18 protein-coding genes and 1 pseudogene are annotated in these 22,156 nt (G+C 72.0%); 11 read left to right on the top strand and 8 right to left on the bottom strand.

Annotated elements, in window-relative coordinates; genetic code table 11:
- Positions 1-21 precede the first annotated feature (21 nt).
- Positions 22-2,208, bottom strand: a complete 2,187-nt coding sequence (locus tag ACFYM6_RS00620; RefSeq protein ID WP_387270920.1) for a hypothetical protein — start codon at positions 2,206-2,208, stop codon at positions 22-24.
- The gene (locus ACFYM6_RS00615) at positions 2,205-2,987 is read right to left on the bottom strand and encodes a deoxyribonuclease IV (RefSeq protein WP_387270918.1); all 783 of its coding nucleotides are present in this window, start codon (positions 2,985-2,987) and stop codon (positions 2,205-2,207) included. The genes ACFYM6_RS00620 and ACFYM6_RS00615 overlap by 4 nt, the downstream gene beginning before the upstream one ends.
- Before the next feature lie 669 nt (positions 2,988-3,656).
- Between ACFYM6_RS00615 and rpsF the strand changes: the two genes are divergently transcribed.
- From rpsF to rplI, 4 genes are all read left to right on the top strand, one after another.
- Positions 3,657-3,947, top strand: a complete 291-nt coding sequence (rpsF, locus tag ACFYM6_RS00610) for a 30S ribosomal protein S6 (protein WP_073836992.1) — start codon at positions 3,657-3,659, stop codon at positions 3,945-3,947.
- 79 nt (positions 3,948-4,026) lie between these two features.
- Positions 4,027-4,554 carry a single-stranded DNA-binding protein gene (locus ACFYM6_RS00605; protein ID WP_198940427.1) on the top strand — a complete coding sequence of 176 codons (528 nt, stop codon included), beginning with the start codon at positions 4,027-4,029 and terminating at the stop codon, positions 4,552-4,554.
- A gap of 41 nt (positions 4,555-4,595) precedes the next feature.
- The gene (gene rpsR / locus ACFYM6_RS00600; RefSeq protein WP_007073789.1) at positions 4,596-4,835 is read left to right on the top strand and encodes a 30S ribosomal protein S18; all 240 of its coding nucleotides are present in this window, start codon (positions 4,596-4,598) and stop codon (positions 4,833-4,835) included.
- Between the two features lie 14 nt (positions 4,836-4,849).
- The gene (gene rplI, locus ACFYM6_RS00595) at positions 4,850-5,296 is read left to right on the top strand and encodes a 50S ribosomal protein L9 (protein ID WP_387270916.1); all 447 of its coding nucleotides are present in this window, start codon (positions 4,850-4,852) and stop codon (positions 5,294-5,296) included.
- Here rplI and ACFYM6_RS00590 read toward each other — a convergent pair.
- The gene (locus ACFYM6_RS00590) at positions 5,283-6,290 is read right to left on the bottom strand and encodes a hypothetical protein (RefSeq protein WP_387270914.1); all 1,008 of its coding nucleotides are present in this window, start codon (positions 6,288-6,290) and stop codon (positions 5,283-5,285) included. The two genes, rplI and ACFYM6_RS00590, sit on opposite strands and share 14 nt — an antisense overlap.
- 394 nt (positions 6,291-6,684) lie before the next feature.
- On the opposite strand from ACFYM6_RS00590, the gene ACFYM6_RS00585 reads away from it, so the two are divergent.
- Together ACFYM6_RS00585 and ACFYM6_RS00580 are read left to right on the top strand one after the other, a co-directional pair.
- Positions 6,685-9,366: a replicative DNA helicase gene (locus ACFYM6_RS00585; RefSeq protein ID WP_387270912.1), complete on the top strand. Its 2,682-nt coding sequence runs from the start codon at positions 6,685-6,687 to the stop codon at positions 9,364-9,366.
- A gap of 75 nt (positions 9,367-9,441) precedes the next feature.
- A pseudogene (locus tag ACFYM6_RS00580) lies at positions 9,442-9,609 on the top strand (sigma factor); the annotation flags it as partial.
- Between the two features lie 116 nt (positions 9,610-9,725).
- Here ACFYM6_RS00580 and ACFYM6_RS00575 read toward each other — a convergent pair.
- The 5 genes from ACFYM6_RS00575 to ACFYM6_RS00555 all read right to left on the bottom strand — a co-directional run bounded on the left by ACFYM6_RS00575 (position 9,726) and on the right by ACFYM6_RS00555 (position 15,574).
- Positions 9,726-10,421, bottom strand: coding sequence for a maleylpyruvate isomerase N-terminal domain-containing protein (locus ACFYM6_RS00575; RefSeq protein ID WP_387270910.1), 696 nt, complete (start codon positions 10,419-10,421; stop codon positions 9,726-9,728).
- 95 nt (positions 10,422-10,516) lie between these two features.
- On the bottom strand, positions 10,517-10,897 hold the full coding sequence (locus ACFYM6_RS00570) for a zf-TFIIB domain-containing protein (RefSeq protein WP_357434398.1): 381 nt from the start codon (positions 10,895-10,897) through the stop codon (positions 10,517-10,519).
- Positions 10,898-10,920: 23 nt separating this feature from the next.
- Positions 10,921-11,553: a phosphoribosyltransferase gene (locus ACFYM6_RS00565; RefSeq protein ID WP_387270908.1), complete on the bottom strand. Its 633-nt coding sequence runs from the start codon at positions 11,551-11,553 to the stop codon at positions 10,921-10,923.
- Positions 11,550-12,902, bottom strand: a complete 1,353-nt coding sequence (locus tag ACFYM6_RS00560; protein ID WP_387270906.1) for a glycosyltransferase 87 family protein — start codon at positions 12,900-12,902, stop codon at positions 11,550-11,552. Before ACFYM6_RS00560 ends, ACFYM6_RS00565 begins: the two co-directional genes overlap by 4 nt.
- 116 nt (positions 12,903-13,018) lie before the next feature.
- Positions 13,019-15,574 (bottom strand): putative bifunctional diguanylate cyclase/phosphodiesterase, encoded by a 2,556-nt coding sequence (locus ACFYM6_RS00555; protein ID WP_387270904.1) that lies wholly within the window; start codon positions 15,572-15,574, stop codon positions 13,019-13,021.
- 557 nt (positions 15,575-16,131) lie between these two features.
- Between ACFYM6_RS00555 and ACFYM6_RS00550 the strand changes: the two genes are divergently transcribed.
- The 5 genes from ACFYM6_RS00550 (at position 16,132) to ACFYM6_RS00530 (ending at position 22,143) form a co-directional block, all read left to right on the top strand.
- Positions 16,132-19,155: a BTAD domain-containing putative transcriptional regulator gene (locus ACFYM6_RS00550; RefSeq protein WP_387270902.1), complete on the top strand. Its 3,024-nt coding sequence runs from the start codon at positions 16,132-16,134 to the stop codon at positions 19,153-19,155.
- Positions 19,156-19,408: 253 nt separating this feature from the next.
- The gene (gene moaC / locus ACFYM6_RS00545; RefSeq protein ID WP_387270900.1) at positions 19,409-19,900 is read left to right on the top strand and encodes a cyclic pyranopterin monophosphate synthase MoaC; all 492 of its coding nucleotides are present in this window, start codon (positions 19,409-19,411) and stop codon (positions 19,898-19,900) included.
- Positions 19,897-20,367 (top strand): molybdenum cofactor biosynthesis protein B, encoded by a 471-nt coding sequence (locus ACFYM6_RS00540; protein ID WP_073837127.1) that lies wholly within the window; start codon positions 19,897-19,899, stop codon positions 20,365-20,367. The genes moaC and ACFYM6_RS00540 overlap by 4 nt, the downstream gene beginning before the upstream one ends.
- 31 nt (positions 20,368-20,398) lie before the next feature.
- Positions 20,399-21,658, top strand: a complete 1,260-nt coding sequence (locus ACFYM6_RS00535; protein WP_387270897.1) for a molybdopterin molybdotransferase MoeA — start codon at positions 20,399-20,401, stop codon at positions 21,656-21,658.
- 53 nt (positions 21,659-21,711) lie between these two features.
- Complete coding sequence (locus ACFYM6_RS00530) at positions 21,712-22,143, top strand: molybdenum cofactor biosynthesis protein MoaE (RefSeq protein WP_387270895.1); 432 nt, start codon at positions 21,712-21,714, stop codon at positions 22,141-22,143.
- Positions 22,144-22,156 lie beyond the last annotated feature (13 nt).

Here is a 22,156-nt window from a genome sequence, read left to right as displayed (position 1 = left end):
GTCCACCCCGCCCCAACAGATCTACTCAAGACGGAAGACGACGGCGTCACCGACCTCCGTGCGAGTCACCCCCAGCCCATCGGAAGGTCGGTCGAGAAGCCCCTCCCACGGCGTGCCGGCGAGCTTCCCGGGCAACACGACCACGTTCTTCACCCCGAGCTCGCGCAGGTAGGCGATGCTGGGCTGGTCGGGGAAGCTGACGACGGCGTCGCGGACCCGGGCCTGGCTGTCCGGGGTGAAGCCGCTGCCGCCGTTGACCATCTCCTGGAACCGGCTGGTCGACCAGAGCATCACCGGCTGGTCGAGGTTCTGGCTGCTGGGCAGGACCAGCAGCGGGCCGTCGACCGTACGCATCGCCGCCGGCTGCGCCGGCACGACCGGGTGCGGGGTGACGTTCAGCCCTTCCACGATCACCAGCAGCAGGGGCAGCAGGGTGGCCAGGCGCAGCCACGGGCCGGGCCACGGCGGGACCCGCTCGGCGGCCACCTCGCGTACCCGGGCGCAGAACGCGGTGACCGCACCCGCCGCGAGCAGGCCGAGCAGGAGGGTGGTCCAGAGCATCATCCGGCCCGGGGTCCGCAGCCCGTTCCAGCCGGGCAGGTAGTCGAACAGCGGCACGTAGCTGAACCGGCCGCCGAAGAACCGTGTGCCCATGGCCAGGACCATCGTCACCAGCACCCCGGCGAGCAGGAAGAGCCGGTGCCGGACCCGCCAGACGGAGAAGAAGAGCCCGCCGGCAGCCAGGGCGTACAGCGCGAAGCCGGGCAGCAGCGTCATCTCGGGGTGCCAGGGCAGCACCGCCCGCGCCCCCTCGTGCAGCGGACCCCAGATCCGTGACTCGGCCGGGGCGGTGAAGAAGCCGCTCACCGGCGGCGAGTAGATCTCGATGTCGGCGAGGGTCCGGGCCGCGTTCGGGTGTTGCTGCGCAACCGTGAAGTACGGCACCGCCAACAGCGCGCCCACCGCGGCGAAGAGCAGCCCGCCGAGCGCGTCGGCGAGGAGCAGCCGCCAACCGAACGGGCGCTTCACCCGCCGGACCAGCCAGCGCCGGGCGAACCAGATCACGGTCGAGACCAGTACGACGCCGGCCAGCAGGTACGCGAACGGCAGCCCGATGCCGAAGCCCAGGCTGAGCTGCCACGCCGCCACCAGCCAGCCGGTGAACGCCCAACCGGCGTGGCGGCGGTGCGGACGGTAGCCGTAGCGCAGGGACCAGCCGTGGCCCCGGGCGAGCATCGCCAGCGCCAGCGGGATGCCGCCGTTCGAGAGGATGTGCAGGTGCCCGGCCTGGGCGAGCAGCCACGGGGCGTACGCGTAGCCGGCACCGGCCACCGCGGCCCCGATCCGGCCCGCGCCCAACTGCCGGGCCAGTGCGTACGCCCCGAGCGTGGCGAGCGCGTGCGCCAACACGAACATGATGTTGTAGCGCAGGACGGCGGCCTCGGGACCGTGACCGAGCATGCCGGCCGGGGCGTACCCGAGCAGGGTGTCGGAGAAGGCGAAGCTCCAGGACTCGGGGAAGAAGCTGTTCGAGTGCCAGAGCTGGGCCGGGTTGGTCAGCAGAATGTGCCCGGACCAGGCCATCTGCCAGGCCTGAAGGCTCGGGTCCCAGTAGTCCTGCGGCAGCGTGTAGTTCGGGTAGCGCAGCGTGGGCCAGGTCATCAGGACGGCCAGCGCCAGCGAGGCGACGGTGGCCAGGGTCCACTCGTGGATCAGGAAGCGGCCCACCGCGCGGACCGCCCGGCGGGGCCGGGTGAGCACCGGGTCCGGAGCGGGGCCGAAGGCGGACCACGGATCGGCCGCCGTATCCGACTTGCCGTCCGCCTTCGTTCCGGACGCATCGGCCTTTCCGGACGCGTCGGCCTTTCCGGACGCGTCGGCGGCGGTGTCGTCGCGGCCAGCCTTTCCGGCCGGCTCCGCGGCGGACTTTCCGGTGCCGTTCCCGCCGGTCGGCTGAGTCTTCCCGTTCGCCTCGCCGCCGGCGGATTTCGAGGTCGGCGGCTCGGTGGTCAACTCCTTGGTCGACGTGGCGGCTTGACCCGTGGCCGGCTCCTTCGCCGGCGTGGCGGTGTCCGTGCCCGGCTGCCGGATGACCGGCTCGGGCGCCGCCGCGGCGGGCACGTCCGGGTCGCTGCCGCCGGCGGTCGGCTGGGGGTCGCCCCCGGCCGGACGGCCGCCGTCGGTGGTGTCGGACTGCTCGGTGGTCATGCCGCCTTGCCCAACTGCTCCCGCAGGAAGGCGATGTCCGCCGCCTGGCCCGCGGCGCCGCCCGGGGTCTCCACGATGACCGGCGCGCCGGCCGCCCGGATCACCGCCACCACCAGCTCGGGGTCGATGGTCCCGCCGGTCAGGTTGTCGTGCCGGTCCTGCCCCGAGTTGAAGGCGCCCTTGGAGTTGTTCGCGTGGATCAGGTCGATCCGGCCGGTGATCGCCTTCACCCGGTCCACCAGCCCGAGCAGTTCCTCGCCCCCGGCGTACGCGTGGCAGGTGTCCAGGCAGAAGCCCACCTCGTGGTCGGCGAGGGCGTCCCAGAGCCGGGCCAGGGCGTCGAGGTGACGGGCGCAGGCGTTGTCACCGCCGGCGGTGTTCTCGATCAGGACCGGGACCGGGAAGCCGCCCGAGTCCGCGGCGTACGCGAAGGTCTTGCGCCAGTTGTCGAAGCCGGCGGCGAGGTCGTCGCCGGCGTTGACGTGGCCGCCGTGCACGATCAGGCCCTTGGCGCCGACGGCCGCCGCGGCGGTGGCGTGGCCGAGGAGCAGCTTGCGGCTGGGGATGCGGATCCGGTTGTTCAGGGTGGCCACGTTGATGACGTACGGCGCGTGGACGTAGAGGTCGACGCCCGCGTCACGCAGCCGGTCGGCGTCCTCCCGTGGCTTCGGGGCCTTCCAACCCTGTGGGTCGGCGAGGAAGAACTGCACGGCCTCGGCGCCCCGGGCGGCGGCCTCGGCCAACGGGTCGGACGGATCGACGTGGGCTCCGATTCGCATGCAGGGCAGCCTACGTCGCGCCCCTGACGAGCGGGGTGACCGCAGCCGGCCGGCGTACCGGCGGCGTCGCGGGACGGGGGCGTCGCGGCGGGCGTCACCCGGGGGCCGGGCGCTCGTTTTCCAGGTGGGATCGACGGTCAACCCTGCACCCGGGCCCGGGTCCACAGCGGGTGCTGGTGCAGGGTCGACCCCCGGCAACGGGACGCCCCGCCGTGCGGCCCGGCACGACGGGGCGGGATCCGACTCGTCAGACCTGACGGCCAGGCATCCGGTCGGTGGGGCAAATTCCTCCATTTCCCCCAAGAGGTGACGAGAGCCGTTGTATGGTCAGACCAGATGACAACACGATAAAGCTCCGCGGGGCGTCCTCGATCCAACCTCATCGGTGTGGTCGTTCCTCCCCAGGTCCCACCCAAGGAATGCGGACGGGACGCCTCGCGGCCCTGTGGACAGGGGCCCACCACCGGCACGCGACGCCGGCGGTGGGCCCCTGTCGCCGCGCCCGCGGCACCGCGCACGACCGGCCCGGGCATGATCGTCCGGACCGGGTATCCTGGTCCGGTTGTCCGCGCCCGGCCGGGTCCCCCCGCTGCCGGTCACGGGCCACGACGCACGACCTCCTGCCACGGAAGGACCGTGGCCGCTTAGCCCACAGGAGGTGAGCACGTCTTGCGTCATTACGAGATCATGGTGATCCTCGACCCCAGCCTCGAGGAGCGCACCGTCGCCCCGTCGCTCGACACGTACCTGAACGTGATCCGGACCGCGGGTGGCTCGGTGGAGAAGACCGACGTGTGGGGCCGCCGGCGCCTCGCGTACGAGATCAGCAAGAAGGCCGAGGGCATCTACGCCGTCATCGACCTCCAGGCGACGCCTGAGGCGGTGGCCGAGCTGGACCGTCAGCTGCGGCTCAACGAGTCCGTGCTGCGCACCAAGGTCATCCGGCCGGAGATGCGCTGAGCATTCGACCCGGCACGTCCGGATCAAGCCTCATCGGCGCTGTCGGAGGGCTCTGAGAGCCTGTAGGGCAACACGATGAGTGCGCGAGGAGATGGTCATGGCAGGAGACACCACCATCACGGTCATCGGCAACCTGACCGATGACCCCGAGTTGCGGTTCACCCCCTCCGGGGCGGCCGTCGCCAAGTTCCGGGTCGCCTCGACGCCCCGCTTCATGGACAAGGCGTCCGGCGAGTGGAAGGACGGCGAGCCGCTGTTCCTTTCGTGCACGGTCTGGCGGCAGGCCGCCGAGAACGTCGCCGAGTCGCTGCAGCGCGGCGCCCGGGTGATCGTGTCCGGCCGGCTGCGTCAGCGGTCGTACGAGACCCGCGAGGGTGAGAAGCGCACCGTCATCGAGCTGGAGGTCGACGAGATCGGCCCGTCGCTGCGCTACGCCACGGCGAAGGTGCAGAAGATGTCCCGCTCGGGCGGCGGTGGCGGCTTCGGTGGTGGTGGTGGCCAGGGCGGCGGCGGAGGCAACTTCGACGACCCCTGGGCCTCGGCTGCCCCGGCTCCCTCGCGCGGTGGTTCGGGCGGCGGAAACTTCGACGAGGAGCCCCCGTTCTAATGGCGCCGAGCGCCCGCGATCGCAAACCAGGAGCAAGAGCAATGGCCAAGGCTGCGGCACTGCGCAAGCCGAAGAAGAAGGTGAACCCGCTCGACAAGGACGGGATCACCTACATCGATTACAAGGACACCGCGCTGCTGCGCAAGTTCATCTCCGACCGCGGCAAGATCCGCGCTCGGCGGGTGACCGGCGTTACCTCGCAGCAGCAGCGGCAGATCGCCCGTGCGGTCAAGAACGCCCGCGAGATGGCGCTCCTGCCGTACACGGCCACGGCCCGCTGAGAGGAGGCGCGGACATGAAGATCATCCTGACTCAGGAGGTGTCCGGCCTCGGTACTCCGGGCGACATCGTCGAGGTGAAGAACGGCTACGGCCGTAACTACCTGCTGCCGCAGGGCTTCGCGATCGCCTGGACCAAGGGCGCGGAGAAGCAGGTCACGGTCATCAAGCGGGCCCGCTCGGCCCGGGAGATCCGCGACCTCGGCCACGCCAACGAGGTCAAGGCCCAGATCGAGGGCCTGAAGGTCCACCTGAAGGCTCGCGCCGGCGACGGCGGCCGGCTCTTCGGCTCGGTCACCCCGGCCGAGGTCGTCGAGGCCGTCAAGGCCGCCGGTGGTCCGAGCCTGGACCGCCGCCGGCTGGAGCTGCCCGGTCACATCAAGTCGACCGGCTCCTACCCGGTGAGCATCAAGCTGCACCCCGAGGTGACCGCCAAGTTCAACCTGAACGTCACCCCGAGCTGACAGCGGACAGCACGACGGAAGGGCCCGCACCGGTCTCCCGGTGCGGGCCCTTCCGTCGTGCTCCCTGCGACAACTCCAGCTCGGCGCGTCTTACGCCGCGCCGCGACGTGGAGCCGTCGTCCGGCGGCGTCATCGTCCGGTCCCACTGGTCGACCTCGGCGTACCGGCCCCACTCGCCGGTGTCGGTGAGCCGGTCCCACTCGCCAGTGTGCTCCGTCCGGTCCCAGCGGCCGGCGCCCTCCGCCTGGTCCCACCGGCCCGTGGCCGAACGGCCCCAGGCGTGCACACCCGAGGCGTCCCCGACCGCCGGCGGCGCCACCGGATCAGGCTCGGCCGACCGGCCCCGCTCCCACGGGTCCACCGCCGGCCGGGACCAGGACTCCGAGGCCGCCCGCCGGCTCCGCCCGGTGGGCCGCCCGGCATCCGGCCGGTCCTCCTCCCCGCCCGAGGCGGTGCTGTCCTCCAGGCCCGACCAGGTCACCTGGGGCCGGCGCGACTGCGCGCGGCGGGACCGGCTCCGCACGGGCGGCCCGGACATCGGCTCGTCCTCGGTGGACGCGGCCTGTCGGCTCCCGACGTACCCCTGCTCCTGCGGGGTGTCCAGGGTCCACTCGGCGGTGTGCTCGCCGGCCGGGCCGGCGTCGATGGCCGGCAGCCCGCGCCGGCCAGCCTCCCGGCGCCATCCGACGTCCACCCGCCAGCCACCATCCGGGTACGGCGGCTCGACGTCGTCATCGTCGTCGGGGGCGGCGTGCCGGCCCCTGCCGTCCGCCCGGCGGACGCCCGACTCCACCGCCCATTGCGGAAGGTACGTGTCCACCGGCTCCTGCTGGCCGCGCTCGATGGCGCGGCGGCTCGGGGTGCGGTAGCGCTCGGGCGCGGACGACGCCGAGCTGGAGGCGACCGGGAACGACTCGGCGGGCTCGTCCCACGGGGAGATCGGCTGGCGCTCGCGCGGGCTGCCCTCCCCGCCTCCCCAGTCCCGGTGTCTCACGGCCGGAGCGTGACCCTTCTCAACCGAACGTGCAATCCGCTGTCCAGGTGTAGCCGTTCGCGGTGATGGTACGGGACGAACGGTGCTCAGGCCCGACCGGAAATCTTTCGTCCACAGGCTGTGGATTGCAGAACCGCAGGTCAGAGGCGGTCGAGCCAGGGTTCTCCAGCATTTGTCCACACCCTGTGCACACGCTGCGCACATGTCCGTCCCCGGGCGTCCACAGGTTGTCCCGAGGCTCGTCCACCGGCATTGTTGAGGGTCTGACCTCGAGTTCCGTATCGTGGTCCCCCGACCGTCCGGGCGGTGGCCCCCGATCGACCGGATGGTCGTCGGAGATGTCATACCCCGGCGGTAGAGCTGGACTCGATCCGACGCAGCGAGGGGGGGACCCGTGTCGGTCACCGACGACGCGCGGACGGAGCGGACCGGGGGGCCGCCGCCCGCGCAGGCACAACGGGACGCGCAGTTCGAGAAGACCCCGCCCCAGGACGTGGCCGCTGAGCAGTGCGTCCTCGGCGGCATGCTGCTCTCCAAGGACGCCATCGCCGATGTCGTGGAGATCCTGAAGTCCAACGACTTCTACCGCCCGGTGCACGCCACCATCTTCGACGCGATCCTCGACATCTACGGCCGGGGCGAGCCGGCCGACCCGATCACCGTCGCCGCCGCCCTGGCCGACTCCGGCGACCTGGCCCGGATCGGCGGCGCGCCCTACCTGCACACGCTGATCGCCAGCGTGCCCACCGCCGCCAACGCCGCCTACTACGCGCGCATCGTCGGCGAGCGCGCGGTGCTGCGCCGGCTGGTCGAGGCCGGCACCAAGATCGTCCAGCTCGGGTACGGCACCGGCCAGGGCGGCAGCCGGGACGTCGACGACATCGTCGACCTCGCCCAGCAGGCCGTCTACGAGGTGACCGAGAAGCGGGTCAGCGAGGATTTCGCCGTCCTGGCCGACATGCTCCAGCCGACGCTGGACGAGATCGAGGCCGTGGGCGCCCAGGGCGGCGTGATGACCGGGGTGCCGACCGGCTTCAGCGACCTCGACCGGCTGTTGAACGGCCTGCACCCGGGCCAACTCATCATCGTGGCCGGCAGGCCTGGTTTGGGCAAGTCAACGGCAAGTATGGACTTTGCCCGAAATGCCTCCATTCGCTCCAACCACGCGTCGGCGATCTTCTCGCTGGAAATGAGCAAGGTCGAGATCGTCATGCGACTCCTCTCGGCCGAGGCGCGCGTACCGCTGCACGTGCTGCGCAGCGGCCAGCTCTCCGACGACGACTGGACCAAGCTGGCCCGCTGCATGGGCGAGATCAGTGAGGCGCCGCTCTTCGTGGACGACACGCCGAGCATGAACCTGATGGAGATCCGGGCCAAGGCGCGCCGGCTCAAGCAGAAGCACGACCTCAAGCTGATCGTGGTCGACTACCTCCAGCTGATGACCTCGCCCAAGCGCACCGAGAGCCGGCAGCAGGAGGTGGCCGACCTCTCCCGTGGCCTCAAGCTGCTGGCCAAGGAGGTCGAGTGCCCGGTGATTGCGGTGAGCCAGCTGAACCGTGGCCCCGAGCAGCGCACCGACAAGCGACCGCAATTGTCCGACCTCCGTGAATCGGGCTGCCTGACCGCCGAGACGCGACTCATCCGAGCCGACAACAACGCCGAAGTGACCCTCGGGCAGCTCCTTGCCGACAGGGCGAGGGACATCCCGGTCTGGGCGTTGGACGAGAGCCTCCGCTACACGCCGCGAACGCTGACGCACGCTTTCCCCAGCGGGACTCGGGAAGTCTTCCGGATGACTCTTGCCTCGGGCAAGCAGGTCGACGCTACGGCGAACCATCCTTTCCTCACCTTTGGCGGCTGGGTACCGTTGGCCGAGCTGACGGTCGGGACCAGGATCGCGGCCCCACGCCACATCCCGCCGCCGTTGGCTGTTCAACCGTGGGCTGAGCCCGAGGTGGTGTTGCTTGCGCATCTGCTTGGTGATGGCTCCTTCGTTCCTCGCCAGCCCATTCGCTACGCCAGCTGTGACGAGATGAACCTGCAGGCCGTGTCGGACGCGGCCGAGCATTTCGGCGTCACGGCCGTTCGAGACGACTACGCCGCAGCTCGGGTGACCACCCTCCGGCTACCCGCGCCGTACCGGCTCGCGCGCGGGCGACGGAATCCGATTGCCGCGTGGCTCGACGGGCTCGGCCTATTCGGGCTGAGGTCCCACGAGAAGTTCGTGCCACAGCCTGTCTTCGGCCTGCCCAAGGAGCAGGTCACCCTGTTCCTGAGGCACCTCTGGGCAACCGACGGGTCGGTCACCGTCAACCAGTCAGGCCGTGGTGGTCGCGTCTACTTCTCCTCCACCAGCCGCCGGATGCTGGAGGACATCTCCCGCCTGCTGCTCCGCTACGGCATCACCGCCAGGTTGAGGCAGGTGCCGGTAGCCCGTCATCGGCCGCAGTACACGCTCGACATTTCCGGACGCGACGATCAGCTCCGATTCCTTCGTGAGATCGGCGTGCATGGTGAGCGAGCCGCTAGGTGTGCCGCTCTGCTGGCTTGTCTTGAGGGTACGGAGAGCAACCCGAACGTCGATACGGTGCCGCGGGAGGTGTGGTCCCGCGTTCGAGAGATCCTGGCCGAGCGGCGGATGAGCCACCGCGAGTTTGCGGCTGCCGTCGGAACGAAATTCTGCGGCAGCACGATGTGGAAGCATGCTCCCAGCCGTTCGAGGCTCGCGAAGATCGCTGGCGTGCTGGATGCTGCCGACCTCGACCTGCACGCCACGAATGACGTCTTCTGGGACGAGATCGTGTCGATCGAGTCCGTGGGCGAGAAGGACGTCTACGACGCGACCGTGCTCGGGACGCACAATTTCATCGCCAACGGCATCGCCGCCCACAACTCAATTGAGCAAGATGCCGACGTTGTCATCCTGCTGCACCGGGACGACTACTACGACAAGGAGTCGCCGCGGGCCGGGGAAGCCGACTTCATCGTGGCCAAACACAGGAATGGCCCCACCGACACCGTGACGGTCGCGGCCCAACTGCACCTGTCCCGCTTCGTCGACATGGCGATCGTCTGACCCGTCCCGCCGCGATGACTTTCCGGCCCGGACGCCGTCAGATGGAGGACGACAGGACCGGGGACCGGACGGGGGGTGGTCGGGCGTACCGAAGACGAGGCCGCGGCGGCGGGCGACGAGGGCGCCTTCGCGCGGGTGACCGAGCGGCACCGCGGCGAGCTGCGGGTGCACTGCTACCGGATGCTCGGCTCGTACGACGAGTCGGAGGACCTGGTGCAGGAGACCTTCCTGCGAGCCTGGCGTTGACCGTGGCGGAGGTCGCCGAGGTGGCGGCGTTCCTGGCCTCGGATCGGGCGAGCGGGATGACCGGCACGGTGGCCAACGTCAGCGGTGCTGCGGTGCAGGACTGACGGTGAGGCTCAGCCGAGCAGCGGGAACCAGCCGGCGGACTCGCCCAGGTCCCGCCGGTCGCGGTCGGTGAGCGGGATCCGGCCGGTGGCCTTGAGCAGGTACTCCCGGTCGTCCCAGCCGGTCGGCCGGACCGCGTCGTCGCTGAGCAGGCCGTCGACGGTGGTCACCGCGACGCCGACGGCGGCGGCGCCGGGTGGGGGTGCGTCCGGCAGATCGACCACCAGGTCGAGGTGGTGGACGACGGCCTCCGTGGTGAGGGTGGCCAGCAGATCGGGTACGGCGATCACCTTGCCCTGGGTGGTGACGCAGGCGTGCGGATCAGCGCCGTGCACGACCGCGCCGGCCGCGCGGACGGCGGCGGGGGCGGTGTCGCACCAGAGCCGCACCACCCCGCTGGGCCGGTCGAAGGCGGCGGCCGAGCGGCGGACCCACCAGGCGTGCCGCACGCTGGCCTCGTCGCCGCCTCCCGGGGTGAACGCGCGCCAGTAGCTGACGTCGTCCACGTCGGCCGGGCGGTCGGTGGGGCTGGCGAGCGCGACCAGGGCCCGCTGGGCGTCGCAGAGGATGTGGAAGAGCAGGTCGGCGACGAGCCATCCCCGGCAGCGGGTCGGTCGTTGTAGGTCGGCGTCGTCGAGATCGGCGACCACTCGGGTGATGCCGTCGTAGGCCTGCGCCAGGGCGATGTGCTGCCCGGTGGGCTTCATGGGGGTGAGCGTCGCACACGAAACGCCGCGCGGCACCACGGCAGAGGTGCCGCGCGGGCGGGCCGGGGGTGTGCCCCGGCCGGGCCGGGCATCGGTCAGTCGAAGAGCTCGCCGAGGAAGCCGTGGCGCTTCTTGCGGCGGTAGTGGCCGTGGTAGCCGTGGTGCTGGCCGTGGCCGTACGCGGGCTGCGCGTAGCCGTGGCCGGGCGGCGGCGGAGGGGGCGGGACGGCGCCGTAGCCGGGCTGGTGCGGGGCGGCGGCGGGTGGCGGTGGGGGCGGCGGGGCGTAGCCGCCGGCGGCCGGGGCGGCCGGCTGGGGGCTGTGCTGCTGGTTCCAGTTCGCCTCGGCCTCGAACAGCTTCTCGAGCTCGCCGCGGTCGAGGAAGATGCCCCGGCACTCGCCGCACTGGTCGATGATCACTCCGCTGCGCTCGTACTGGCGCATTTCGCCATGACATTTGGGACAGGTGAGCTGCATGGCACCGACGGTACCCGGTGACCTCACGCGGTGGCCTTCAGCGTTTCCGTCACCTCGTTGTCGGAGACCTCGTGGAAGTCCTCGTAGTACGCGCCGACCGCCATGAAGTCGGGCGGCGTCTCCAGAATGACCACCTGGTCGGCCTCGCCGGCCAGCATCTCGTACGCCTCTCGGGAGCCCACCGGCACGGCCACGACGACCCGGGCCGCACCGAGGTGGCGGGCGACCTGCACGGCGGCGCGGGCGGTGGCGCCGGTGGCCAGCCCGTCGTCGGCGATGACCGCCGTTCGCCCGGTGAGGTCGAGCGGCGGCCGGCCGGCCCGGTAGAGGCCCTCGCGGCGCTCCAGTTCGGCCTGTTCCCGCTGCCGGACCTCGGCTTTGTCGACCTCGCTGAGCCGGTTCGCGACCATCTCGTTGAGGACCTGCACGCCGCCGGGGCCGAGCGCACCGTACGCCACCTCGGGTGCGAACGGCACGCCGAGCTTGCGGACCACCAGCACGTCGAGGGGCACGCCGAGCCGTTCGGCGATCACCCGGGCGACCTCCACGCCGCCGCGTACCAGCCCGAGCACGATGACCCCCGGCCGCCCGGCGAGGTCGGTGAGCTTGTCGGCGAGCATGCGGCCCGCCTCGGCCCGATCGCGATAGGTGGTCATGTCCTCAGGTTTACGCCCTGCCGACCGGCCGCGTCCGGGAGTTGGCGGAAGCGGCCCGGGGCGGGCGTCTCAGGGCGCACCGCGGCTTCCGGGAGTGCCAGCGCGGGGGCCCAGGCCAGCAGGGCGACCGGGTAGAGCAGGTAGCCGAAACGGGTCGAGGGCATCAGCAGGATCGCCGCGAGCAGTCCGTACCCGCAGATCAGCGCGGTGGCGGCGGCGGTGCGCGGTGGACGGCGGAGGAGCCGGACGGCGATCGCCGCCCCGGCCGCGACCAGCAGCGCGGCGGCGACGATCCGGCCGGCGGGCAGCGCGGTGGCGATCAGGTGGCCGGGGAACGGGGACTGCGCGGGACTGGTCACCAGCCCGTGCCCGAGCGGGAAGCGCAGCACGTTCTCCACCAGCGCGTCACGGTCGACCAGCAGGGCGGGGACCAGCGCGAGCGCCGGCAGCCCGAGGGCACCGAGGGCGGTGCGGAGGCCGGCCCGGCGGGTGGCGGCCCAGCAGATCAGCACGAGCGCGACCGGCCAGGCGAAGAGTTTCAGGGCGCCCGCCGCGCCGACCGCCAGGCCGGCCCGACCGGGCCGATCGGCGGCGGCGAAGGCCAGCCCGAGCAGGCAGAGCGCGAGTACGGGCAGGTCGTCGCCGCCGCTCGCCAGGGTGAGCGCGCAGACCGGCAGCACCGTGGCCGCCTGGACGGCCCGGAGCAGCGCGGCGTGGCGGCGGGGCGTGGCCGGGGCGGGCCGGCTGCGCAGCGTGGCCACCGCGAGGGCCAGCACACCGGCGGTGACCAGGGCGAACCAGACCCGCGCGTCGGTCCACCAGGCGTCGACGGCGGCCCGGGGCAGCCCGAACAGCGCCATGCCCGGCTGGTACGGGGTGTAGCCGAGCAGTTGCTCCGCCGGAGGTAGCGCGGCGATCGCGTCGTGCCCCAGGTAGGGGGTGCCGTGCTCGGCCAGCCGGGCGCCGGCGTGCTCGACCACGACCACCTCCTCCTGCGCCCGGTCGGTACGCCCCGCCGCCCGCTGGATGCTCTGCGCCACGACCGGCAGCAGCGCGGTGGTGGCCCAGGCGAACCCGGTGACCGCCCAGCGGGCGCCGAGTCCGGTGAGCGGTGCGTCGCAGCGGTGCCGCCGGGCGAGGAGTTGACCTGCCACGGCGAGCGCGGCCACCAGGTAGCCGGCGGCGGCGACCGTGCCCCAGGCCCGGTGCGGGAGCAGGGTGGAGGTGGCGGCGGTGACCCCGGCGAAGACCGCCGAGAGGGCGTAGAGGCCCAGGTCGAGGGCGAGCCCGCCGGCGGCGGAGTCCACGGCCCGCCAGCGACGGAAGCTTCGATCGGGGTCGACGATCACGCGGCCCAGTCTGGCAGATGGGCGTTCCGGCGTCCGGGTCGTGCTCCTCGTCGCAGGGCCGGCCGGCGGCGTGGGTTTCGCGTACCGCCAAGAGCTGGCGGTTTACGCCGGGGGGATCAGTGGTGGCTGGACTCGTCGGCGGTCTGGCCGGCGGCGGACGCCGAGGTGGCGGCGCGCCCTCGGCCGCCGGTGCGGCGACCCGGCAGGCGGATCACCGCGCCCGCGTCGTGCAGCGGCGCCACGAGGCTGCCCGGTCGGCCGCCCGCCCCCCGCTGGAGGGCGGCGAGCAGCGCGCCGGCCGGCAGCGGCCGGGCGAAAAGATGGCCCTGGCCGGCGGCGCACCCCAGCTCCCAGAGCGCCCGCCGCTGCGGTTCGCTCTCCACGCCCTCGGCCACCACGGTCAGGTCGAGGCTGCGGCCCAGGTCGAGGGTGGAGCGGATCACGGCCGCGGCCTCGGCCGAACTCTCCATGGCGGTGACGAAGCTGCGGTCGATCTTCAACTCGTGCACCGGGATGCGGGACAGCAGCGACAGCGAGGAGTAGCCGGTGCCGAAGTCGTCGAGGGCCAGCCGTACACCGGAGTCGCGCAGCCGGCTGAGCACCCGGTCCACCACGTCGAGCTGGCTGAGTGTCAGGGTCTCGGTCAGCTCCAGCACCAGCCGGTCCGGGGGCAGGTCGTGCGCCCGCAGCCGGGCCAGCACCGCCCCGGGGAAGCGGGCGTCGAGGAGGCTGCGGGGCGACACGTTCACCGAGACGGGCAGGTCGAAGCCGGCGGCCCGCCAGCTGCCGGCCGCGATCAGCGCCTGGTCGAGGATCGCCTCGGCGAACGCGGGCAGCAGCCCGGAGCGTTCCACCGCCTCGATGAAGCGCAGCGGGTCGATCATGCCGTGCGTCGGGTGGTGCCAGCGGGCCAGCGCCTCCGCACCGATCACCTCGCCGCTGCCCAGGTCGACGATCGGCTGGAAGTTGACGGTGAACTCGTGGTCGGCCACCGCGCGGGAGAGTTCGCCGCCGAGGGTGAGCCGGCCGAGGTCCGCGGTGTCCCGGGTCGGGGCGTACGTGGAGATTCGCTGGCCGGCCCGCTTCGCCTGATACATCGCCACGTCGGCGCGACGCAGCAGCTCGGGCATCCCGCCATTGGCCGGGGCGACCGCGATGCCGCCGCTGGCCTCCACGCTGATCCGCATGCCGTCCAGGTCGAGCGGCTCGTGCAGGGCGGCCAGCAGCGCCTCGGCCCGGTGCGCGGCCACCGCCGGGGCGGGCAGCCCGCGCAGCAGCACCGCGAACTCGTCGCCGCCGAGCCGGGCCACCAGGTCGCCCGGCCGGGCCGCGCCGCGCAGCCGGTCGGCCACCTGCATCAGCACCCGGTCACCGGCGCCGTGCCCGAGGGTGTCGTTGACCTCCTTGAAGTGGTTGAGGTCGATCAGCACCAGCGCGGTGACGCCCTCCGCGTGCCGGGTGGTGAGCTGATCGGTGCCCTCATCGAGCAGGTGACGCCGGTTGGAGAGCCCGGTCAGGGCGTCGTGGGTGGCGGCGTACGCGTGCTCCTCGGCGATCCGGGCCAACTCGGCGTACGCCTGGGCGTTGCGGACCGCGGTGCAGAGGGCGGAGGCGAAGGTACGCAGGGTGTACTGCTCCCGCTCGGAGAGCTCGACGGGCCCGGCGAACCGGAGTCGCAGCACACCGAGGTCGGCCACATGGTCGTGCCCCTCCAGCGCGACCGGGATGACCCTGCCGTCCACCACGCTGGGCTCGGGAATCTCCCCGTCGTACGCGATGCCGCCGGTCCCACCCCGGACCGTGCGTCGCCCCTCGTGCAGCTCGATCTCGACCTCGTCGGCGGAGAAGAGCTCAGCGGCCTGGGTTACCGCAGTGGTCAGCACCTGGTCGAGGTCCACCACGTTGAGCGCGTCGGTGGTCCGGGCGAGTCGCTGCCAGGCCTGCTGCTCGGTGCGCGCGCGGATCCGGGTGGAGTACGCCAGGTGCAGGCTGAGCACCAGCGGCGGCACGGCGAGCAGCAGCCGTGGGTCGGCCTGGAGGATGAGCAGGGTGCAGACCGCCACCACGAACCGGACCGCGAAGCCGGCGATCCGCAGATCGAGGTCGCTGCGGAACTGCTGCGAGATCCGGGTGCCGGAAGCCAAGGCGATGACCGGCATGGCGAGCAGGTCGTCGAGGAGCGCCGCGACCAGGTAGACGATGGCGAGTGTGCCGATCAGGTCGCTGATCGACGGGGACGCCCAGGGCCAGTCGAGGAACCGGGCCACCGTCACGGCTCCCGCCGCGATCAGCACGTTCTTGCCGATGCCAAAGGCGGTCTTGATCGCCGGTAGGCGCAGTATGGCTGAGGACGCGGCCACACCCACGGCGGTGCCGAGAATGACCCAGGGAGCCGGCGCGATCGCGACCCCGATGACGATGGCCGTCTCGACCCAGGCGATGGCGAGCGTCGTCGACCGTATCCGGACCGAGGTCTTGACGATTCCCCCGACGGCGATCATGAAGATCAGCGTGACGAGCGTCGCGACATCCCTGACCGAATGGGGAGGCTGCCGCACCAGGAAGATCAGAGCGGTGGCTGCCGCGGCTGAGGCGAAAGCGACGATGAGACCGACGAGCGCCACAAGGTGCCGATCGGTCTCAACAACACGTCGTCCGTCGGTGTGGCTCATCCAGCTCCGTAGGCTGAATGGCTGAAGCCCGTAGCGGCATCAACCAACACGTCTGATGCCCGGAGCGTACCGTGCGAGATTTCCTGCGTGAAGTCTCGAGTTTCAGTGCCACTCGCTGCCGCGCATCGCCCGACTCCTTCCGACTGTCTTTCACAACGTTCGATGGGTCTTAAACCCTGGGAAAGCAGCTTAGGAGTGAGATGCGCCGGTTCAGAAGGCATAAATGTCGGTATGCGCAATATTAGCCAAGACTGTGGCGCTATATGACGTTCTGTCCATCGGCGCTGTGCGGAGCGAAGTGACCTCGATCCTGCACGTGCCCGGCCGGTCGCCCAGCGCAATCGCTTGCTGGAAGTCGCATCCTGACTGCAAGCGTCCTCAGTGTCTGCACACTTTTCAACCTCACTTCGGATGGCGTTTCCAGGACCACGATCGGTGAGGTCCCCGGTTGCCGCCGCCGTCTCACGAATGTGCGTCACGGGCCATCGGCCTTCGGCATTCGTCGCTAAAATCCCAGTGCGATCAGTTGAAGCGCAATCAAACCGGAGTCGGCCCTCGTGGAAATTCGAGTCCTGGGTGGTCTCGCAGTACGACTCGAGGGACAGCGCCTCCAACTCGGGACACCGAAGCAGCGACTGGTCCTCGCGATGCTCGCCCTGCGTGCCGGCCGGCTGGTGACCATGGACGAGTTGGTGGACGAACTCTGGCCCGAGGAGCCGCCACGTTCTGCCGTTCCCAACGTGCGCACCTACGCGGCCAATCTTCGACGCGCCCTCGGATCCGCTCCGGGCGGGCACGCGACCGTCGTCCGCGAACAGGGCGGATACCGCCTCCGGACGGACGAGCGCAGGGTCGATCTGATCCGCCTGTCGGCGCAGTGGCTCCACGCCCGAGAGGTGGCCGACGCCGGTGATCTGGTCTCGGCGGCGGCTCTGCTCAGCGCTGTGCTCGAAGCGTGGCAGGGTCCGCTCTTCGCCGGGCTACCACTCGGCCCGTCCCTGCTCGGGGCGCGAGAGGTCGTCGAGCGCGAACGGCAGTCCGCCGTCGAGCTCCTGGCCGACCTCCACCTGCGGACCGGTCGCGCCGACCTCGCGGTCCTCCTCCTCCGCTCCCATACGTCCCAGCAGCCCGTACGGGAGCCTGCACAGGCCCTGCTCATGCGAGCCCTCATCCAGACCGACGATCTCAGCGGTGCCCTCTCCGTCTATCAGGCCACCCGCGACGCCCTCGCCGAACAGTTGGGCGTCCGGCCCGGTGCCGAGCTGGAACAGCTCCGGCGACAGGTGGTCGACACCCGGCGGACGGTTCACAAGGCGGGCTGGTTTCCCGGATCGGAGGCGGCCGGGCGTTCCGACGACCAGGGCCGGCACACCAACTGGCTGCCCCGGGTCGTGCCGGACTTCATCGGCCGCACGCAGATCGTCGAGCGGATGCTCGCCGAGATCGCCGCCGAGGACGAGGCAGCTCCAGTGATTCGGCTGGTCGACGGGATGGCTGGCTGTGGGAAGACGACCCTCGCCGTACACCTGGCCGCCCGCCTCGCCGACCGCTATCCGGACGGGCAGTTGTTCATCGACCTGCGGGGGCACTCAGCGGGTGCGTCGGTTCAACCCGCCGCGGCGCTGGTCGTCCTGCTCCGGCAGTTGGGCGTGCCGGCCGGCCGGATACCCGGCGAGCTGTCGGACCGGACGGAGATGTGGCGGCGGGAACTGGCGCTCCGCAGAGTCGTGGTGATCCTGGACAACGCGGCTGACAGCGCTCAGGTCGAGGCGCTGCTACCCACCTCAGGCGGTTGTGCGGTCTTCGTGACCAGCCGGCGCCGCCTGCTGGCTCTCACGGCACGGCCTCCGGTGTCCCTTCCGGTGCTCGCCGAGCCCGAAGCGCTGAGTCTGCTCAGAGCACTGGTCGGTGAGCATCGGGTGAGAGCCGACGTCGAGGGCGCGATGGACCTGGTGCGCATCTGCGGTCGCCTGCCGCTGGCCATCAGGTTGGCCGGTACGCGACTCGCGCACCGGCCGGCCTGGAGCATGTCCGACATGGTTCGCCGGCTCGTCGGCAAGCCGGCCTTCCTGCCGCAGTTGCAGGCCGAGGACCGGACCGTGGTCGAAGCCTTCGCCGAGTCGTACGAGCCGCTCAGCGACCCGGCGAAGAGAGTCTTCAGATCGTTTGGACTGGCTGCCGGGAGCCATCTCGACATTGCGATGATCGGCGCCCTCACGGACGTTCCGCTGGACGAGGCGGCCGAACTGGTGGACGAACTCGTCGACCGCCACCTGATGGAGGAGATCGCCGACGGACGCTACCGCCTCCATGACCTGATGCGGCAGTACGCCTTCGAGTTGAGCCTGCAGGCGGATCCCGAAACGACTCGAAGAACGGCGATGGAGAGCCTTTTGGACCACCTCGTGCATTCGGTGGTGAAGGTCTCCGCGCCGATCGACGAGCAGCGCCTCGTCAGTCAGCATCTTCGCCTGACCAGCCCCCTACGCCCCGACCTTCTCTCCATCCGACTGCCCGGCGACCTGGAATGGTTGGAGGAGCAGCGACTCAACCTGGGCGCCCTGGTCCGGCAGGCCGGGCAGGAGGGCCACGACGGGCTGGCGTGGCGGCTGGCCCGGGCAGCCTGGAGGTTCTTCTACACGCGGGGCTATTACGACGACATCACCGCGACCCATCGGGAAGGGCTGGTCGCAGCGCGTAGGTCCGGCGACCGGCATGCGGTCGCTCTCATGCACAACTACCTCGCCTCGGCCTGTGTGCGCACCGGCGCGTACCAGGAGGCGTTGGCGCACTTGAACGAGGCCGTGTCGATCCGAGCCGAGCTCGGCGATATCGAGGGCACGAACCGGGCGCGGGTGAACCTGGGGGTCGTCCACTGGCTCACTGGCCGGCTTCAGGAGTCCCTGGAGATCACCAGGTCGACGCTGCGGGCAGGTGTCCTGGACAGCCTTCCGGTGCTGCCGAACCTTGGCCTGACGCTGAGATTCCTCGGCAGGTACGAGGAGTCCATGGCGCTGAACCGGCTGCACCTCTACCTCGCCGGGACCCAACGGGACTACTTCCACGTGGCGAACGCGCTCGGCCATCTGGGCGGGGTGCGCTACCGCCTGGGTGAGAGTGCGCAGGCAGAGCGCCTGCTCCGCGCCTCCCTGGCGCTCCGGGACCGCAAGGGGAACGGGTTCGGCAGGGCCGAGGTGCTCAGCGACCTCGCCGGCACGTACCGGCAACTCGGCCGCTACGACGAAGCCATGCGGGGCCACCAGGCGGCTATCGAATCCGCCGCCAACTCGGGCGAACGCCACGTGCAAGCCGAGGCGCGCAACGAACTGGCCATGACGCTTCGGGCGATGGGGCGCCTCGAGGAATCGGCGACGATGTACCGGGAGGCGCTGGGCATCGCCACCCGCATCGCGCATCCTTACGAGCAGGGTCGGGCGCTCAATGGACTTGCCGAGCACCTGGTCACCGTCGATCCGGCCGAGGCGCGTCGATTCTGGCGGCGCGCGCTGGCCATCTTCGAACGGATGGGTGTCCCCGAACGGCACGAGATCCGCCGGCGGCTAGCCGAAGGTGCTTCCTGACCAGGCGCGGTCCGACTTATCGTTTTCTTATCGCGGCGCCCGCTACCGTCCTCCGCGTGTCGACCGAACGGGGGCGGTCCAGCCAGCGGCGGACCCGGTCGACGGGACGCCCGCCGTCAGGTTCCCCCCAGCGACTGGACGGTGGGTGGCTGAGGGAGGAGCGCGGTGCGGCGCGATCGGCACGCTCGGCACGGCGCTCCTCCCCACCGACGGTTCCGGCGGCTGGTCGGACCCGGAGGATAGGCTCGCGGCCGTGACCGATCCCGCGCAGCTCACCCACGTCGATCCGGCCGGCGCGGCCCGGATGGTCGACGTCTCCGCCAAGCCGGTCTCCGGCCGGCTCGCGGTCGCCGCCGGCCGGCTCCGCACCACGTCCGAGGTGGTGGAGCTGCTGCGCCGGGACGGCCTGCCCAAGGGCGACGCGCTGGCGGTGGGCCGGCTGGCCGGGATCATGGGGGCGAAGCGGACCCCCGACCTGATCCCGCTCTGTCATCCGATCGCGCTGCACGGCGTCACCGTCGACCTGCGGCTCACCACCGACACCGTCGAGATCACCGCGACCGCGAAGACCGCCGACCGGACGGGCGTGGAGATGGAGGCGCTCACCGCGGTGGCGGTCGCCGGGCTCGCCCTGGTCGACATGGTCAAGGCCGTCGACCCGGCGGCCTCCGTGGACGCGGTACGCGTCCTGCGCAAGGAGGGCGGCAAGACCGGCGAGTGGGTCCGACCGGAGGACCGGCCGTGATCCGGGCCCGGGTGATCGTCGCCTCCAACCGGGCCGCCGCCGGGGTGTACGCGGATACCAGCGGCCCGCTGCTCGTCGCCGGCCTTCGCGAGCTGGGCTGCGAGGTCGACGAGCCGGTGGTGGTGCCGGACGGCGAGCCGGTGGGGGCCGCGCTGCGGGCCGCCCGCGACGAGGGCATCGACGTGGTGTTGACCAGCGGCGGCACCGGCATCACCTCGACCGACCGGACTCCCGAGGTGACCCGGGCCCTGCTCGACTACGAGGTGCCCGGGATCGCCGAGGCCATCCGGGCCTACAGCCGCGACACCGTGCCCACCGCGGCTCTCTCCCGGGGGCTGGCCGGCGTGGCGGGCCGGATGCTGGTGGTGAACCTGCCCGGCTCCCGGGGTGGGGCGAAGGACGGGCTGGCCGTGCTCGGCCCGATTCTCCGGCATGCCGTCGACCAACTGAGCAACGGCGACCACTGACGAGGCACCCGGCCGGCGATAGGCTCGCCGAATGAGCACGGAAACCGCAGCTACGGCGGCCCAGGTCGCTACGCCGCCGCCAGCCGGGTGGGAGGAGGCCCGCTCCCGGGTGTACGAGGTGGGCCTCGCCGCCGCGCTCCCCGCGGTCGACCGGCCACTCGCCGACGCCGACGGCCACACCCTCGCCGAGCCGCTGACCACCCGTACCGACCTGCCGGCGTTCCCCACCTCCAGCGTGGATGGCTGGGCGGTGCGGGGGGACGGGCCGTGGCAGGTGGTCGGCCGGGTGCTCGCCGGGCACACCCCGCCCCCGCTGGCCACCGACGGCACCACCGTCGAGATCGCCACCGGCGCGATGGTCCCGGCGGGGGCCGCCGCGATCCTGCGGATCGAGGAGTCGACCCGGACCGCGGACGGTCGGGTGGCCGGCACGCCGCGTCCCGCCCCCGAGTGGCGGGAGCCGGGCGAGGAGGCGTACGCCGGGGAGGAGCTGCTGCCCGCCGGCACCCCGGTCGACCCGGCGCTGATCGGGCTGGCCGCCTCCTGCGGTCGCGACACGCTGCGGGTCCGCCGCCCGCCGCGGGCGGCGCTGCTGGTGTTCGGCGACGAACTGCTGACCACCGGCCCGCCGGGCGCCGGCCGGGTCCGCGACGCCCTCGGCCCGGCGGTGCCGGCCTGGCTGCGCCGGTACGGCTGCCAGGTGCGGGCGGCCGACGTGGTCGGCCCGGTGGCCGACACCCTCCCCGCCCACGTGGCGGCGCTTCGCGGTGCGCTCGCCGATGCCGACCTGGTCTGCACCACCGGCGGGACCATGCACGGTCCGGTCGACCACCTGCACCCGGCGCTGGCGGAGCTCGGCGCGGACTACGTGGTCAACACGGTGGCGGTGCGTCCGGGGTTCCCGATGCTGCTGGCCCGGCTGGTGGGCGACGACGGGCGGGTCCGGTTCGTGGCGGGCTTGCCGGGCAACCCGCAGTCGGCCGTGGTCGCGCTGGTCTCGCTGGTCGCCCCGCTGCTCGCCGGCCTGCAGGGTCGGCCGATGCCGGTGCTGCCGCAGGTCACCCTCGCCGAGCCGGTCCACGGCCGAGGCGACTACACCCACCTGGCCCTGGTCCGCTGGGACCGGGCGGCCGGCACCGCCCGCCCGCTGCGCCACGTCGGCTCGGCGATGCTGCGCGGGCTGGCCGGGGCGGACGGCTTCGCGGTGATCCGCCCGGGCACCAGCGGCGAGGCCGGCGACCGGGTGCCGCTCGTACCGCTGCCGTTGACCCCCGGGGAGCGGTCATGGTGAGCGCGAGGAGTGCCGGGGTTGCGAGCCCCGCAGTCGCGAACGAGGGAGGAACAGTGAGCCCGGTCGTGGGGCTCACCATCGGCGTGGTGACCGACCAGCCGCTCGACCTGGCCGCGCACGAGGCGGCGGTGGCCGACCGGCGGGCCGGCGCGGTGGTGTCGTTCCAGGGCGTGGTCCGCGACCACGACCACGGCCGGTCGGTCACCCTGCTCGAGTACGAGGGACACCCCACCGCCGAGGCGGTGCTGCGCGAGGTGGCCGCTGAGATCGCCGCCGATCCGGACGTGTACGCGGTGGCCGTGTCGCACCGGATCGGCCGGCTGGAGATCGGCGACGCGGCCCTGGTCGCGGCGGTCAGCAGCGCCCACCGGGCGGCGGCCTTCGCGGCCTGCGCCCGGCTGGTGGACGAGGTGAAGGCGCGGCTGCCGATCTGGAAGCGGCAGGTGTTCGCCGACGGCACCGAGGAGTGGGTGAACTGCCCCTGACCGGCGCACGAGG

Origin of the sequence: Micromonospora sp. NPDC006431, assembly GCF_042870725.1 — a bacterium.
Classification (GTDB): Bacteria; Actinomycetota; Actinomycetes; order Mycobacteriales; family Micromonosporaceae; genus Micromonospora.
The sequence above is the reverse complement of the archived record's forward strand: the minus strand, read 5'-3'. Positions and strand labels throughout refer to the sequence as shown.

Excerpts from the sequence above, each read along its gene's own strand:
- ACFYM6_RS00620 (WP_387270920.1), bottom strand. The coding sequence starts at position 2,208 with ATGACCACCGAGCAGTCCGACACCACCGACGGCGGCCGTCCGGCCGGG.
- rpsR (WP_007073789.1), top strand. The coding sequence starts at position 4,596 with ATGGCCAAGGCTGCGGCACTGCGCAAGCCGAAGAAGAAGGTGAACCCG.
- ACFYM6_RS00555 (WP_387270904.1), bottom strand. The coding sequence starts at position 15,574 with ATGAGCCACACCGACGGACGACGTGTTGTTGAGACCGATCGGCACCTT.
- ACFYM6_RS00565 (WP_387270908.1), bottom strand. The coding sequence starts at position 11,553 with ATGACCACCTATCGCGATCGGGCCGAGGCGGGCCGCATGCTCGCCGAC.
- ACFYM6_RS00570 (WP_357434398.1), bottom strand. The coding sequence starts at position 10,897 with ATGCAGCTCACCTGTCCCAAATGTCATGGCGAAATGCGCCAGTACGAG.
- ACFYM6_RS00575 (WP_387270910.1), bottom strand. The coding sequence starts at position 10,421 with ATGAAGCCCACCGGGCAGCACATCGCCCTGGCGCAGGCCTACGACGGC.
- ACFYM6_RS00615 (WP_387270918.1), bottom strand. The coding sequence starts at position 2,987 with ATGCGAATCGGAGCCCACGTCGATCCGTCCGACCCGTTGGCCGAGGCC.
- ACFYM6_RS00535 (WP_387270897.1), top strand. The coding sequence starts at position 20,399 with ATGAGCACGGAAACCGCAGCTACGGCGGCCCAGGTCGCTACGCCGCCG.
- rplI (WP_387270916.1), top strand. The coding sequence starts at position 4,850 with ATGAAGATCATCCTGACTCAGGAGGTGTCCGGCCTCGGTACTCCGGGC.